Genomic DNA, 15,076 nt, shown 5'->3' with positions numbered 1-15,076 from the left:
TTTGGCACAAAATGAAAGGAATGGGCCTTGACGGCTGCCGACTTGAACAGACTGGAACAGGCCGCTCGTGTCTCGATGGGCGGTTTTCAGGATCCCGAAGCGTCCGCAGCGCCCGCGCCTCGTGCTTCGCCCCTCCGCTTCGCCGCCGTCGCGCTTATGGCCGCGATCGTCCTGACCGCAGCGTCCCAGTTGATCTGATCGAGTTCGCCTCTGCTTGATCGCTTTGAAACCACTGCCCGAGTACTGGCCGTGCCCATTCGCGGTCACCGACCTGCAAGGCCAAGCCCAACATCTCGTCGCCAAATGCCTTGCCGTCGATCCGGCGCTCGAGGACGACTATGAACGTGCGTCCCGACGGCACGCTCGATGCGTCCTTGGAGATTTCCGGGTTCGTGGTAGCATCGAACGGCGCACGCCCCGAAAAAGACTATCTTAATCAACAATGAAATCGTGCGGGCAAAGGCCGTACTTTCATGCTAAATGGCGGCTGGAGCTTATTAAAGTGAGGACAAAAGTGAGGATGACTTCATGCGGAAGATGATTATTGCCATGGTTGCCGTGGTTGCGGTCAGCGGCTGCACCACCACGGAAGAGAACGTGGGTATCGGCACTGTGGGCGGCGCGCTCATTGGTGGCGCTGTCGGCGGCGGCAAGGGCGCTTTGATCGGCGCTGGCGCTGGTGCGATTGGCGGTCTGCTGGTTCGCCGTCTGCAAAATGGCTACTGCCAATACAGAGATCGTCACGGCCGGATTTACACAGCTCGCTGCAACTAGTTTCGAGCTCCAGGCGAATAGCAAACGCGGAGGCAGGCCACCTGTCTTCGCGTTTGCCCTTTGAAGCGCTGTTGCGACGCGGCCCGCGAGAGGCGTTTCAGGCCGGCAGCGGAACCCTGATTTCCACGTTCAAACCATCTTCGCGAAAATCGCGCCTGATTGTGCCACGCAATTCGCGTGTGATGTTGAGATCGATCAGTCTGGTGCCAAAACCGCTCTTTGCCGGTGTCGCGAGCTTCTTCTGACCGGCCTCGCGCCAGTTGAGGGCCAATGTCCGGGCGCCGCTACGGCCTTCGAGCGACCAGTCGACCTTCAGCGCACCGACTGAATTGCCGGCTTCGCCATGCTTCAGCGCGTTAGTCGCCAGTTCGTGAAAGACGAGGCCGAGTGCCTGCGTCGTCTTTTCATCGAGAAGAACCTGCGGTCCCGACAGCAGCCCTTCAGGAAGCTCACTGCCGAACACCTGGCCTAGCTCGATGCGCAGCAGGTCGCCGAGATCGGCTTTCTGCCAGCGTGAGCGCGTCAGCATGTCCTGGGAAGCCGCCATCGCCTGCAGCCGGGCCGAGAAAGAAGCCGAGAATTCCTGGACGTCGGTAGTGTGCGATGCTGTCTGGCGCGCGATTGCCAGCACCCGCGTGATCGAGTTCTTGATGCGATGCTTCATCTCCTGCAGCATCAGGTCTTTTTCCAGCAGGCTCTTTTCGGTCGTTTCGTGAAGCAGCGAGATCGCCTCATAGGCCCGCTCCTGATAGCGGGCCACCAGCGCGATGGCGCCCGCAAGCAGCAGTCCGAACAATCCGAGCATCACCGGGATGGCGCGCGAGGAAGGTTGCGAGAAAGCACTTGTCGGCCTGAACAGGACGACCCACGGCCGGCCGGCGACGGTGATCTTGCGGGTGACCAGCAGCCTGTCGCCGAGGCTCGAAACAGGCGGCGTTTCCGATTGGAACAGCAGGTTGTCGCTGTCCACCGTGCCGTCATAGATCTCGGTGTTAACCGGCAGCAATGGTGCCCGACTGAGCGCAGCCTGGAACAGGTCACGGGCGCGGAAGGCCGCATAAAGGAGGCCGGCAGTCGAGGATCTCGTCGCGTTCACGGCGTCCGGCGCGGTTTCGACATTGAGCCGGACGAAGACGAGGAACCCGGTAAAGGTCTGCGCGGCACCCGTATCCTTGCCGAGCTGCACGAGCCCGCTGGCGTGCTGCTGGTCGTCGGCCATCGCCTTTTCGATCGCCTCGCGCCGCGCCGGCCCGGTGAACATGTCGTAGCCGATGCTGGATTTGTTGGACGGATCCAGCGGTTCGAACAGCACGATGGGCGTACGCCACGGTAAGTTCGTGTCGGGGTAGATCGGGTGGCTTGCGCCGTGATCGTGCAGGATGTCGCGCTCGACCGCCGCCTCGTTGCCAGTTTTCGCCAGGCGGAGGAAACCGATGCCGCGCAGACCGGCGAAATTATTGTCGATGTCGAGCGCGTTGAAGAAAGCCTTGAACTCGCCTTGCGAGATACCGCCATTGCGCGCGTCGAACAGCGCTCGCGTTGCGCGCAGCAGCGACAGGTCCAGGTCGATGCGGCTTTCGATCCGGTTAAGCGCGTCGTCCGCCGTCGCCTCGAATTTAATGCGGGCCGCCTCCTGGGTGGCAAAATAGGCAAAGCCCGCCATCGTCAGGCTGATCAGCGCGACGGCGATAAAAGCGACGGTCGGAAACAGCTTCTTCAATTGCAGATACGTCCCGTGGACGGTTCGGCATCTTTATGGGCAAGTCCCGACGCCAACACAATGCCCAGGCCAAAGCATGGTGACGACTGGCACATTTTGGCGGCTTGTGATTAGCCGGCTAATTCTCGTTCATGCGGCGATCTTCAGCGCGCCCGGCCCCGGAATGGCGCCGGGTGGGCACTTGCCGAGGATGATCATACCGAGCACTTCGTCCTGGGTGACGTCGGTTGTGCGCGCCGTGCCGACAACCCGACCGTTCTTCATGACGCAGACACGGTCGGCAAGCTCGAACACGTCGTGAATATCATGGCTGATCAGGAAGATGCCGATGCCGTCGGCCTTGAGCTGCTTGACCAGTTCGCCGACCTGCGCCGTCTCTTGCGGCCCAAGTGCCGCCGTCGGCTCGTCCATGATCAGGATGCGAGCATTGAACAGGATGGCGCGGGCGATCGCCACCGACTGCCGCTGGCCGCCCGACAGCTTTACCACCGGCTCCTTGAAGCGTTGGAAACGCGGATTGAGCCTGCCCATCACCTTACGCGCCTCGGCCTCCATGGCGACGTCGTCGAGCGTACCCCAGCCGGTCATCAGCTCGCGGCCGAGAAAAAGGTTGGCGGCCGCATCGACATTGTCGGCCAGCGCAAGCGTCTGATAGATCGTCTCGATGCCGTACTTCTTGGCGTCGCGGGGGTTGGAGATCGAAGCCTCCTCGCCGTTGACGAAAATCTGGCCCGCATCGCGCTTATAGGCGCCGGACAGGATTTTTATCAACGTCGATTTGCCGGCACCGTTGTGGCCGAGCAAAGCCATCACCTCGCCCGGGAAAAGATCGACCGAGGCATCGTCGACGGCGCGAATGCCGCCGAAGGCGATCGAGATGTTGCGCATGTCGATCAGCGGCGTGCCCGTGGGAGCGGTCTTGTCGGCCATGATCGTTCCTCCTCCCTAAACGCGTTTGCGATAGACGGTATCGAGCCAGACCGCGAGCACCAGCACGGCGCCGACGACGATGCTCTGCAGCGGTGAATCGATGCCGAGCAGCACCATGCCGGATTGCAGCGACTGCATCAAAAGTGCGCCGAGCATGGCGCCGAGCACCGTGCCGGAGCCGCCTGCAAGTGACGTGCCGCCGATGACCGCGGCGGCGATGACCAGCAGTTCGTCTAGCGTGCCCAGCGCATTGGTCGACGAGTTCTGCCTGGCTGACGAGATCGCCGCGGCGATCGTCGCCAGCACGCCCATGATCATGAACACCTTCATGGTCACCCAACGCGTGTTGATACCGGCAAGGTTGGCGGCTTCCGGATTGCCGCCGATGGCGAAGACATAGCGGCCGAAACGGGTACGCTTGGTGATGAAGGTCATGATCAGCCCGACGGCCACAGCCATCAGCACGGGTATGGCGATGCCATGGGCGATGAACAGCCCGCCTTCGGGAACTGTTATATTGTTGGCCGCCGCGTATCTGTTCACGATGCCGACCGGCCAAGGATAGGAATTGGCGAGCCATATGGCGCCCATGATGACAGCGCAGGTGAGGACACCGAGGAACGTCTCGGCCCAGATCGGGCGCAACGGAAAGCGGAACCGCTTGCGCTGCACCCGTCCGTTGAGCAGCATGAACACAACCGCCAGGCACGCGATAATTCCGACGATCCAGCTCCATCGCGCGCCGATCGAACCCGCCGGCCCACCGCCCATCAGCTGGAAAGTGGCATCAAGCGGCGCAATCGTCTGACCGCTGGCGACCCACCATGCGGCACCCCGCCAGACCAGAAGGCCGCCCAGCGTCACGATGAAGGCCGGCACCTCGAGGTAAGCGATGATGTATCCCTGGAACGCTCCGATCAGAAGGCCGAGCGCCAGGCCAATGGCCAGCGCCAGGATCCAGATCCAGGGGTTGCCGAGTTGTAGACCGATCATTCGCACCAGGAAATGCACCTGCGCAAAGCCCATGACCACGCCGATCAGGCCTTCGGCGGAACCGACCGACAGGTCGATATTGCGCATGACGATAACCAGCACCATTCCGGCGGCCATTATGGCCACGGCGGAAGTCTGCACCGAGAGGTTCCAGAGATTGCGTGGCGTCAGGAAGGTCCGGCTGTCGAAGTCGAACGGATTGACGCCGAGCCGTACGCTGGAAACGACATGCAGGCCGACCCAGATGACCAACAGCGCGCCGACCATGCCGAGCATGCGGGTGTCGATCTCGGTTGCCTTGAGAAACCGGGCAACGATGCCGAGCTCGGATTCCCGCGCCCGGTCTGCCGTGCTGTCGACCGGCGTGTTGGAAGTCGTGTCGGTCATCATGTTTCTCCCGCCGGGTTGCCGTCTGCCGCGGATGCCGGAAGCAGCCTAGAAGTTATCCGCCGGAAGCGGAAAAACAATTCTTTTTGAAAAAACGCCGCGGCGAGCGGCCGCGGCGTTCGGACTTCTCGGAAACGTCGGCTCAGTTGCAGACCGCAACAGTGCCAGCCGCCACGCCGGCGCAGACCTCTTCTTTCTTGATCCAGCCGGCGTCGATGACGACGTTGAGGTTATCCTTGGTGATGGCGACCGGAGTCAGGAACAGCGACTTGACCGTGTTGCCGCCGGGCGTGGTGAAATCCTTCACGCCGGCAATGTCGGTCATCTGCTTGCCGTCGGCAAGCTGCGAGGCGATCTCGGCGGCGTTCTTGCCGAGCTCGCGCGCGTCCTTCCACACCGACACGGTCTGTGTGCCAAGCGCGATGCGGTTCAGTGCGGCGTGGTCGCCGTCCTGGCCCGAGACCGGAACCGATCCGGCCAGCCCTTGCGCCGTCAGCGCGGCGACGACGCCACCGGCGGTGCCGTCATTGGCCGCGACCACGGCATCGACCTTGTTGTCGTTGGCGGTCAGGAACTGTTCCATGTTCTTCTGAGCGTTGGCCGGCAGCCAGCCGTCCGTATAGGCCTCGCCGACATTCTTGATCTTGCCGCTGTCGATGGCCTCCTTCAGCACCTCCATCGAACCGGCAAACAGGAAATCGGCATTCGGATCGGAACCCGAACCCTTGATGAAGACGTAGTTGCCTTCCGGCTTCACCTTGAAGACTTCGCGGGCCTGCATGCGGCCGACTTCCTTGTTGTCGAAGGTCAGATAGAACACGTCCTTGTTCTCGATCAGCCGGTCATAGCCGACGACCGGGATGCCTTCGTCCAGTGCCTTCTGCACGGCCGGCCCGATGGCCGAGGCATCCTGTGCCAGGATGATCAGCGCATTGGCACCCTGCGAGATCAGGCTCTCGACGTCGGTGAGCTGCTTGCCGGGGTTGGACTGTGCGTCGGCGGAAATATACTTGTCGCCGGCGGCCTCGATGGCCGCCTTCATTGCGGCCTCGTCGGTCTTCCAGCGCTCTTCCTGGAAGTTCGACCAGGAAACGCCGATGACCTTGTCTTTCGCCTGCGCCACCGACGCCAGCGCCAGCGTCATGGCGACACCCGCCAGAATGGCGGTCGTGAATTTCTTCATCATATCCTCCCTGCGCCGCGTACGGCGTGACCAATTGCTCAACGACCAGCTTAGAAGCTCTAATTTTTTCGAGCCTCGAAAAAATACTGGCCCGATCTCCGGCTGCTGTCAACATCGATTGTGATGGATTTTGATGACTGTGCGAGTTTTTTCGAGCGTCGGAATAAACGATGACAGCGCCACCTGCATCTGACACTATTTGCCGCATCCGACACTATTTGTCGGACATTACCGACGGCTTCCGGTTCATGAGCGGCCGCGGCAACCGGGAGGAAAGCAAAACGATGTCGGTCGGAATCCGCCACGACGATTTGCGCCGGCGCAACCGGGCGATGGTGATCTCGGCGGTGCGCCGGGCCGGCCAGCCGTCGCGTACGGAGATCGCAGCCACCACCGGCCTCAGTCATTCAACCATATCGGCGATCTCCTCCGACCTGATACGGGAAGGCATCCTCGCCGAGAGCAAGGCAAGTGAGGCCGTTTCGTTGAAACGCGGTCGTCCGCAGGTCGGCCTCGCCCTCAACCCGGAAGCGGCGGCGGTGCTGACCGTGGTGTTGTCACTGAATTTCCTGTCGGCCGCCATTATCGACTATGCGGGACAGGTGGTCGCCGAGGAACAGCGCCGGCTGGACACGCTGACCATGCCGCGCGACGAGCTGATCCGCGAATGCATGGCCATCGTCCGGCGCCGGCTCGAGGACCCAGACCTTGACGCCCGCAGTGTCGCCCGCATCGCCCTGGCGATTCAGGGCATTACCGACTCCCCTGCACGCGCCATGCTGTGGTCGCCGATCACGCCGCAGACCGACATCGCCTTTGCCGACATGCTGGAAGACGAATTCGGTATCCCGGCCACGGTGGAGAACGACTGCAATATGATGGCGGTGGCTTTGCGCTGGCGCGATCCGGATCGCTATCGCGACGACTTCATCGCCATCCTGCTTTCGCATGGCATCGGTATGGGGCTTGTGCTGAAGGGCGAACTGTTCACCGGGACGCATTCCTCGGGCGGCGAATTTGGCCACATGATCCATCGTCCGGGCGGAGCGCTCTGCCGTTGCGGGCGGCGCGGCTGCATCGAAGCCTATGCCGGCAACTATGCCATCTGGCGCAACGCCAGGCAGATGAGCGAAGACAGCGAACCTATCGCCGACGTCAGCGACGCCGACATGCGCGCGCTGGCCGCCCGCGCGCGCGAGAAGGATGGGCCGGAACGCGAGGCCTACCGCAAGGCCGGCGAAGCGCTGGGTTTCGGTCTCGGCTCGCTGTTCGCGCTGATCGATCCGGCACCGGTCGCGATGGTCGGCGCCAGTGCCGCCGCCTTCGATCTGATCGAGCCGGCCTTGCGCAAGGCCATCGCCCAGACCGCCGGCGGCCAGCACTCGGGCTCGATCTCCTTCGATACCGAGCCGAACGAATTGCCGCTGATCCGCGAAGGCTGCGCGATGCGGGCGTTAAGCTTCGTCGACCAGGAGATTTTCGCGCCGGGCGCGCAAATGAGGCCCGGCGTCAGAAAGAACGTCGCCTGACCAGGCGGGTCAATCTTCCCTGATCGCATAGCCGGCACCGCGGATGGTGCGGATGACATCCGGCATGCGGCCGTTATTGACGGCTTTACGCAGCCGCCCGACATGGACGTCGACGGTGCGTTCGTCGATGTAGATCGTCTCGCCCCAGACATTATCGAGCAACTGGCTACGCGAGAAGACGCGGCCCGGATGCCGCATCATGAACTCGAGCAACCGGAATTCGGTCGGCCCGAGCCTGATTTCGCTCTTCTTGCGATAGACCCTGTGCGATTCGCGATCGAGCACGATGTCGCCGACCTTCAGCACGCTGGACAGCACTTCCGGCTTGGCGCGCCGCAGCAGCGCCTTGACCCTGGCCATGAATTCCGGCGTCGAAAACGGTTTGACGAGATAGTCGTCGGCGCCGGTCGAAAGACCGCGCACCCGATCGCTCTCCTCGCCGCGCGCGGTCAGCATGATGATCGGCAGCCGCTCGGTTTCGGGGCGCACGCGCAACCGGCGGCAGAGCTCGATGCCGGAAACCGCCGGTATCATCCAGTCGAGCACCAGAAGGTCGGGCACATTCTCCTGCAAACGGATCTCGGCTTCGTCGCCGCGTGTCACCACCTCGACCTGGTAGCCTTCGGATTCGAGATTGTAGCGGAGCAGCACGCCCAACGGCTCCTCGTCCTCCACCACCATTATGCGTGGTGCGATCATCGGCTGGGCACCCCCATCATGTCACCGGCGCGGACATTGTCGTTTCGTCCTGCTTCGGACGATTGACCGGCAATTGTTCGCCGGTCAGCACATAATACGCATTTTCGGCGATGTTGGTGACATGGTCGCCGATCCGCTCGAGATTCTTGGCGCAGAACAGCAGATGCGTGCAAGCAGTGATGTTGCGCGGATCTTCCATCATGTAGGTTAACAGCTCGCGGAACACGGACGTGTATTTGACGTCGATACGCTCGTCGGCGGCGCGCAGCTTGGCCAAGGCGGCCGCATCGCCTGCAGCATACTCCTCGATGACGCCCTGCACCTGGATGAGCACTAGCTGCGCCATCGCATCGATGGAATGCGATAGGTCGCGCGGCGTGGCGCTGAGGCCGACCGCGCTCACACGCTTGGCGATATTCTTGGCAAGGTCGCCGATGCGTTCGAGGTCGCCGGCCATGCGGATCGCTCCGACGACATGGCGCAGATCGTGAGCCATTGGCTGGCGCTTGGCGATCAGGGTGATGGCGCGATCGTCCAGTTCGCGTTGACGCGCATCCATGATGGCGTCGTCGGAGACGACGCGTTGCGCCAGCACGTTATCGGAATTCAACAGGGCCTTGGTCGCCCCGCCGACCATCGAACCGGCGAGGTCGGCCATGTCGCGGATCAGCTTGCTGATCTGCTCGAGATCCTCGTCGAAAGAAGCGACTGTGTGTTCGCCCATGGTCCTGTCCTCATATGCATGATCGGAACGGCTCAGCCGAAGCGGCCAGTGATGTAGTCCTGCGTGCGCTTCTCGCGGGGCGACGTGAATATCTTCTCGGTCCGGTCGAACTCGACCAGTTCACCCAGATACATGAAGGCGGTCTGGCGCGACACGCGCGCCGCTTGCTGCATGTTGTGGGTGACGATGACGATCGTGTAGTCGGCTTGCAGCTCGTCGATCAGTTCCTCGATCTTGGCCGTCGACAGCGGGTCGAGGGCCGAAGCCGGTTCGTCGAGCAGAATGACTTCCGGCTTCACTGCCACGGTGCGGGCAATGCAGAGCCGCTGCTGCTGGCCGCCGGACAGGCTCAAGCCGCTGGCGTTTAGCTTGTCCTTGACCTCGCTCCACAGCGCGGCCCGCTTCAACGCTTGCTCGACGCGGCCGTCCATCTCGGACTTGCCGAGATTCTCGTAGAGCCTGACGCCGAAGGCTATGTTCTCGTAGATCGACATCGGGAACGGCGTCGGCTTCTGGAATACCATGCCGATCTTTGTCCTGAGGAGGTTGAGATCCTGCGACCGGTCGAGAATGTTCTTGCCGTCGAGCAGCACCTGGCCCTCGGCGGTCTGTTTCGGGTAGAGCTCGTAGATGCGGTTGAAGACGCGCAGCAGCGTCGATTTCCCGCAACCCGAAGGGCCGATGAAGGCCGTGACGCTGCGCTCGGGCAGCGACAGGCTGATGTCCTTCAGCGCCTTGCTCTGGCCGTAGTAGAAGTTGAGGTTCTTGACCTCGATCTTCGTCTTCTCGGTGACCGTTTCGGTCATCGTCATGTCCGGGGACAACATCTGTGTCATCTGTCCTCTCTGCGTCCGGTAAGGCTGCGGGCGAGGATGCTCAAGCCCAGAACCGTCAGGGTGATTATGAGTGCGCCGGTCCACGCCAGTTGCTGCCATTCCTCGTAAGGGCTGAGAGCGAACTGGAAGATGGTCACCGGCAGGCTGGCCATCGGCGCGTTGATATTGCTGCTCCAGAACTGGTTGTTGAGCGCGGTGAAGAGCAGCGGCGCCGTCTCGCCGGAAATGCGTGCTATCGCCAGCAATATGCCGGTGACGATGCCGGACAATGCGGCGCGGTAGGCGACCGAACGGATCACCACCCAGCGCGGCGCGCCGATCGCGGCACCGGCTTCACGCAACGCGTTCGGCACCAGGTTGAGCATGTCTTCAGTGGTGCGCACGACCACCGGAATGACCAGGATGGCAAGCGCCACGGCGCCGGCAATGGCCGAGAAATGTCCCATTGGCCGCACCATCAATTCATAGACGAACAAGCCGATGATGATCGACGGCGCCGACAACAGGATGTCGTTGATGAAGCGGACGACGGTGGTGATGCGCGAAAAGCGTCCATACTCGGCCATGTAGGTTCCCGCCAGCACGCCGATCGGCGTGCCGACGACAACGGCGATGATCGTCATCAGCAGGCTGCCCGCGATGGCATTGAGCAGGCCGCCGGCCTCGCCCGGTGGTGGCGTCATCTCGGTGAAGACCGCGAACGAAAGCCCGGCTGTGCCCTTATAGACCAACGCACCGAGGATGAGCGCCAGCCAGGCAAGCCCGATGCCGGCGGCGACGACGCAAAGCGCCATCATCACCGAATTCCTGGCTTTGCGGCGGCTGTGGAGCGATGAGGATGTCGACATCGGTCAGGCTCCCGTACGGGCGTCGATCCGCATCAGCATATAGCGGGCGGCGGCAAGGATCAGGAAGGTGATGACGAACAGGATCAGGCCGAGCGCGACCAGCGAGGAGGTGTAGAGGTCGCCGTCGGCCTCGGTAAATTCATTGGCGATGGTCGCCGAAATCGTCGTGCCCGGTGCGAACAGGGAGGCACTGATGCGATGCGCGTTGCCGATGACGAAAGTCACCGCCATGGTTTCGCCGAGTGCCCGGCCGAGGCCAAGCATGACGCCGCCCATGATGCCGATGCGGGTATAGGGAATGACCACGCGCCGGGTCACTTCCCAGGTCGTGCAACCGATGCCGTAGGCCGATTCCTTCAGCACCGCCGGCACCGTATCGAAGACATCCTTGGTGATCGAGGTGATGAAGGGCAACACCATTATGGCGAGGATCAGCGCCGAGGTCAGAAGGCCGATGCCGTAAGGAGGGCCGGCGAAAAGGCTGGATAGTCCCGGCACGCCGTGGAAGATGTTGATGATGAAGGGCTGTATCGTCGTCTGCAGGAATGGCGCGAACACGAACAGGCCCCAGATACCATAGATGATCGAGGGAATGCCGGCCAATAGCTCGACCGCTATGCCGATCGGGCGCCTGAGCGGGCGCGGGCAGAGCTCGGTGAGAAAGATCGCAATGCCGATGCCGATCGGAACCGCGATCAGGATGGCGATGGCCGCCGTTACCAGGGTGCCGTAGATCGGCGCCAGTGCGCCAAATTTTTCCGTGACCGGATTCCAGCTCTCAGTCGTCAGGAAAGAAAAGCCGAAGGACGACAGCGCCTGCCATGAGCCGGCAAACAGCGAGATCGCGACACCGCCGAGGATGACCAGCACAAGGATTGCGGAAGCGCGGGTGAGTCCGCGAAATATGGCATCTGTGAGCGCGAAGCGCCGCACCGTAGCGTCCCTGGCCCGGGCTGCTGCAGATGATGGCATGGCATCGGAAGCGATGGTCATTGGGTCCTCGCGATTAAAGGCAACAGGGAGGGCGCCGTCGACGCCCTCCCTGGAGGAGATTACATAGCCGAGTAGAGCGGCTTGCCATCGTCGCCGACGACTTCCTTGGCCCACATGGCCTTGACGCTCTCAACCACCTTGTCGGGCATCGGAACGTAGTCCAGCTCGCCGGCCATCTCGTCGCCCTTGTCATACGCCCAGGCGAAGAATTTGAGCGCTTCGCCGGTGGTCGCGGCGTCGTCCGGCTTCTTATACAGGAGGATCCACGTCGCCGCCGTCATCGGCCAGGACTCGGCGCCCGGCTCATTGGCGAGGATCACCCCATAGCCCGGCTGCGAGCTCCAGTCGGCATTGGCCGCTGCCGCCGAGAACGCGGCTGCGGTGGGCTCGACCTTCTTGCCGTCCTTGTTGATCATGTCGGTGTGGGTGAGCTTGTTCTGCTTGGCGTAGGCGTATTCGACATAACCGATCGCGCCGCCGGTCTGGGAGACGTTGTTGGCAACGCCCTCATTGCCTTTGGCGCCGATGCCGACCGGCCATTCCACGGCCTTGTCGACGCCAACCTTTTCTTTCCAGTCCGCGCTGACGTCGCCGAGGTAATAGGTGAAGTTGAACGTCGTGCCCGAACCATCGGAACGGTGAACGACCGCGATCGCTTGCGAAGGCAGCTTGACGTCGGGATTGAGCTTCTTGATCGCCTCGTCATCCCAGCTCGTGATCTTGCCGAGGAAGATGTCGGCCAGCGTCGGGCCGTCGAGAACCAACTCGCCCGGCTTGATGCCTTCGAGATTGACGACCGGAACGATGCCGCCCATCACCATCGGGAACTGAGCCAGTCCGGACGCTTCAAGCTCGTCGCCCTTGAGCGGCGCATCCGAAGCGCCGAAGGTAACGGTCTTGGCCTTGATCTGCTTGATACCGCCGCCGGAACCGATCGACTGGTAGTTGAGGCCAACGCCGGTGTCTTTCTTGTAGGTGTCGGCCCACTTCGCATAGATCGGGTAGGGGAAGGTGGCGCCGGCGCCGGAGATGTCCGCGGCGAGCGCGGCGGACAGAGTGAGGGTGGTCGTCGCCGCCATTGCAATCGCAACGGCCGCCGAGCGGATGAAATGTCTCATGTGGCCTGCTCCTGTTCGGAATATGGTCTCTCGGCGCCATTCCTCCGGCGCCCGCTGAGGCCAATAGCCCCCGATTATTACAGTCGCATGACAGTTTCATGTCGCTCCGGTAACGTCGTCCAGCCGGGTTAAGAAGGAGCGGCCGCGGGCTTTGTCGGCATGGGCCGCGGTTTGCCGCTGGAATCAGCAGCTTGCGTGATTTCCGGCCGGCATCGTCGGCTCGGCGATCGCAGCCACCGGCTTTAAAAGAAAAAAACCGGACGGGAGCGCGTTGCATGCAGCCAGAACGTGTCATGGCCGCGCCATCGCCGAAACAGGTCCGTTGGGGTAAATCTGACCCTGTTTCTTGCCGGCGGTCGCTGCTCCCGCCCGTAACTGGAGGAGCGGAACTTCGAACATCCCATTGTCGCCACTGAGCGCGGCTTTGGTATGGTGCGATCGCACCATGGCCTTACGCTGGAAGCGTTGACGAATCGCAAGTTTCTAACTCGCGCTGGATCCCCATTCGCGCCCGACTCGGCGCTCGATCTTCGAGCAAGGCCTTCGACGGGAAGCGCGACGACTTCTACTTCACGGTATCTACTCCCTTCGCCCTATTCCGCCGGTTGTCGGTTAGGCCGAAGCGGCGTTATAAGCTTGCAGGGGTATTGCTGATGTCTCGACGGATTCTGCCTGTCTTCCTGTGCCTGGCGCTGCCTCTGGGAAGCGGCTGCGCTCGCAGCTATGACGGCACCGTGATCATTCCCAAGCCGCTCGATGTTCGCCGGTTCTGGGACCGGCCTTCGCCGCAGGCGCAAGCCGAACAGTCGCAACTGGAGACCGACGTCTTTCCAGTGGCGCCGCAAACGACGAAAAGGCCGGCGATGCGCAGGAATGCAGCTTCCGTTGCAGCGCCACGGAGGAGGGCCACCAACAACCCACCCGTGCTGTCGCCGGAGCCGACGAAGGCGCTAACTTGCAGGAACGTCAGCGAGCCCGGCAAACGTGCCCGCATGGTCTGCGAATAACCAGCCGACGTCGGTCGACGGCCCTACGCCTCGAAGCGGCTATCCGGTCAAAAGTTCGCCGTCTCGGAACATCGCCCGCCTAGGTCAGTTCGCCGGGAAAAAGGCCGGCCCGACCACTCTCACCGGCCGCGCGCCGATCGCCCTTTCGATCGACTGATGCTGGGCAGCGCCTTGCACCTCGGCAACCGGCGTTTTTGCCTCTGCAGGAACGGCACCGGCGGTTTCGATCCCGGATTCAGGAATTTCCGCGACGATGCCAAAATCCGGCTTTGCCGTCGGCAAAGGAATGATGGCGTTGGTCATGTTGGCCGGTGTCACGGTTCGTGCCCTGAGTTCGGCGACGCGCCGATAATAGCGCTTGACGTCGCAGGCCTTGAAGTTCGCGTCGTCGCGGTACCGGAACGCGGCAGGTAGCTCCACATAGGGTTTTCCCGACTGGAGCGCGACCATCTCTTCAGTCTCGCGAGTGGCGTCGCTCAGCGTGTAGAGGTCGACGCCGGCATCGTCGCAGATATAGCGGCACTGATCGACCGTTTCCTTCAGATCGTCGCTCTTGGCGAACTGCGATCTTGGCGCGGGGAAGAAATATCCGTCCGACAAGCGAACGCAAAACAGCATCCGATTGCCGCCCATTGTTGCGCCTGCGAATTGGGGTTTGGCTGCTGTGCGCTGCTGCGCCGGCTGTTTCTTGGCAGCGGGGGCGGCGCAGCCCAGCGCGACAAACCTGGCCTTCAATCCGGACGTGTCCCTGCCCGAATTCGACAGTCTGACGATCTGGCGTTGCACCTCCGCCTTGCCGGCGACCAGGTCGGCGCAGGGGTTGAAGAAGAAGCCGGCCGTTTTCGCCGTGCATCGGCGTTGTCTCTCCAGCTTTTGAAGCGCGGCGAGTTGCCGGCGCAGTCGGGCAAGCTCGGGGCTGGTCCCGCCGCTGCGCCCCGCCGAAAGCAATTGGCTCCTGATAGCACGGCAGCTATCCGCGTAGGAGAAGGATGTGCCGAGCGCAATGGCTATTGCCGACACCAGCATCAGAATCGTGAGGAGCCAGAAGCGTGTCATTGGAACGACCATTGTCCTTGTTGCACCGAGAACAGGATTTCTTTGTCGACTATGGATAAGTGCTGGCTAAATCATTTATACCTAATTGAAGTAGACCACAACACCATCGGAGACTTCAGTTCTAGTGTAGTAAATCCACTCGCGTGAATTCAATATTACATTTTTATTTCAAGATTGAGACGAACCGGCAGCAACGACGCCCGCCACGGCGAAATTTGAAGCGCGCGGCTGGTTCCGCACCGCGATCAATCCGGCGTTGCCGGCCGGCCGTTGCTGAAA

Annotated in this window: 15 protein-coding genes and 1 pseudogene; 5 read left to right on the top strand and 11 right to left on the bottom strand. The window is 62.1% G+C overall.

What is annotated here, in order from left to right:
- The first annotated feature begins 27 nt into the window (after positions 1-27).
- From NKH42_RS07685 to NKH42_RS07680, 3 genes and pseudogenes are all read left to right on the top strand, one after another.
- The gene (locus NKH42_RS07685) at positions 28-198 is read left to right on the top strand and encodes a hypothetical protein (RefSeq protein ID WP_352476202.1); all 171 of its coding nucleotides are present in this window, start codon (positions 28-30) and stop codon (positions 196-198) included.
- A 55-nt stretch (positions 199-253) separates the two neighbouring features.
- Positions 254-446 (top strand): annotated as a pseudogene (locus tag NKH42_RS31215) (hypothetical protein); the annotation flags it as partial.
- A gap of 82 nt (positions 447-528) precedes the next feature.
- Positions 529-774, top strand: a complete 246-nt coding sequence (locus NKH42_RS07680) for a YMGG-like glycine zipper-containing protein (protein ID WP_006328050.1) — start codon at positions 529-531, stop codon at positions 772-774.
- 97 nt (positions 775-871) lie between these two features.
- Here NKH42_RS07680 and NKH42_RS07675 read toward each other — a convergent pair whose 3' ends face one another.
- The 4 genes from NKH42_RS07675 to xylF form a co-directional block, all read right to left on the bottom strand.
- The gene (locus NKH42_RS07675; protein WP_352687319.1) at positions 872-2,494 is read right to left on the bottom strand and encodes a CHASE domain-containing protein; all 1,623 of its coding nucleotides are present in this window, start codon (positions 2,492-2,494) and stop codon (positions 872-874) included.
- A 129-nt stretch (positions 2,495-2,623) separates the two neighbouring features.
- The gene (locus NKH42_RS07670) at positions 2,624-3,424 is read right to left on the bottom strand and encodes an ATP-binding cassette domain-containing protein (protein ID WP_254816576.1); all 801 of its coding nucleotides are present in this window, start codon (positions 3,422-3,424) and stop codon (positions 2,624-2,626) included.
- A gap of 15 nt (positions 3,425-3,439) precedes the next feature.
- Positions 3,440-4,804, bottom strand: a complete 1,365-nt coding sequence (locus NKH42_RS07665; protein WP_352505025.1) for a sugar ABC transporter permease — start codon at positions 4,802-4,804, stop codon at positions 3,440-3,442.
- A 142-nt stretch (positions 4,805-4,946) separates the two neighbouring features.
- Positions 4,947-5,987: a D-xylose ABC transporter substrate-binding protein gene (gene xylF, locus NKH42_RS07660; RefSeq protein WP_352505024.1), complete on the bottom strand. Its 1,041-nt coding sequence runs from the start codon at positions 5,985-5,987 to the stop codon at positions 4,947-4,949.
- 284 nt (positions 5,988-6,271) lie between these two features.
- Here xylF and NKH42_RS07655 point away from each other — a divergent pair, with 284 nt between their 5' ends.
- A complete protein-coding gene (locus tag NKH42_RS07655; RefSeq protein ID WP_352505023.1) occupies positions 6,272-7,516 on the top strand; it encodes an ROK family protein in 1,245 nt (414 codons plus the stop codon).
- Between the two features lie 9 nt (positions 7,517-7,525).
- Here the strand turns inward: NKH42_RS07655 and phoB are convergent, their stop codons facing one another.
- The 6 genes from phoB to pstS are packed head-to-tail and all read right to left on the bottom strand — an operon-like array spanning position 7,526 to position 12,734.
- Positions 7,526-8,215 carry a phosphate regulon transcriptional regulator PhoB gene (gene phoB, locus NKH42_RS07650; RefSeq protein ID WP_031212149.1) on the bottom strand — a complete coding sequence of 230 codons (690 nt, stop codon included), beginning with the start codon at positions 8,213-8,215 and terminating at the stop codon, positions 7,526-7,528.
- Between the two features lie 16 nt (positions 8,216-8,231).
- Positions 8,232-8,939: a phosphate signaling complex protein PhoU gene (gene phoU, locus NKH42_RS07645; RefSeq protein ID WP_023678534.1), complete on the bottom strand. Its 708-nt coding sequence runs from the start codon at positions 8,937-8,939 to the stop codon at positions 8,232-8,234.
- Between the two features lie 32 nt (positions 8,940-8,971).
- Positions 8,972-9,775, bottom strand: coding sequence for a phosphate ABC transporter ATP-binding protein PstB (gene pstB, locus NKH42_RS07640; RefSeq protein ID WP_254816571.1), 804 nt, complete (start codon positions 9,773-9,775; stop codon positions 8,972-8,974).
- Positions 9,772-10,623, bottom strand: a complete 852-nt coding sequence (pstA, locus tag NKH42_RS07635) for a phosphate ABC transporter permease PstA (protein WP_023720929.1) — start codon at positions 10,621-10,623, stop codon at positions 9,772-9,774. The genes pstB and pstA overlap by 4 nt, the downstream gene beginning before the upstream one ends.
- Positions 10,624-10,626: 3 nt before the next feature.
- Positions 10,627-11,616, bottom strand: coding sequence for a phosphate ABC transporter permease subunit PstC (gene pstC, locus NKH42_RS07630; protein ID WP_254816570.1), 990 nt, complete (start codon positions 11,614-11,616; stop codon positions 10,627-10,629).
- Between the two features lie 59 nt (positions 11,617-11,675).
- Positions 11,676-12,734, bottom strand: coding sequence for a phosphate ABC transporter substrate-binding protein PstS (gene pstS / locus NKH42_RS07625; protein WP_352505022.1), 1,059 nt, complete (start codon positions 12,732-12,734; stop codon positions 11,676-11,678).
- A 653-nt stretch (positions 12,735-13,387) separates the two neighbouring features.
- Between pstS and NKH42_RS07620 the strand changes: the two genes are divergently transcribed.
- Positions 13,388-13,741 (top strand): hypothetical protein, encoded by a 354-nt coding sequence (locus NKH42_RS07620; protein WP_254816568.1) that lies wholly within the window; start codon positions 13,388-13,390, stop codon positions 13,739-13,741.
- Between the two features lie 84 nt (positions 13,742-13,825).
- Here NKH42_RS07620 and NKH42_RS07615 read toward each other — a convergent pair whose 3' ends face one another.
- Complete coding sequence (locus NKH42_RS07615) at positions 13,826-14,797, bottom strand: DUF2865 domain-containing protein (RefSeq protein ID WP_352505021.1); 972 nt, start codon at positions 14,795-14,797, stop codon at positions 13,826-13,828.
- Positions 14,798-15,076: the final 279 nt, after the last annotated feature.

This window comes from Mesorhizobium sp. M1142 (assembly GCF_040318565.1).
Lineage (GTDB): Bacteria > Pseudomonadota > Alphaproteobacteria > Rhizobiales > Rhizobiaceae > Mesorhizobium.
The sequence above is the reverse complement of the archived record's forward strand: the minus strand, read 5'-3'. Positions and strand labels throughout refer to the sequence as shown.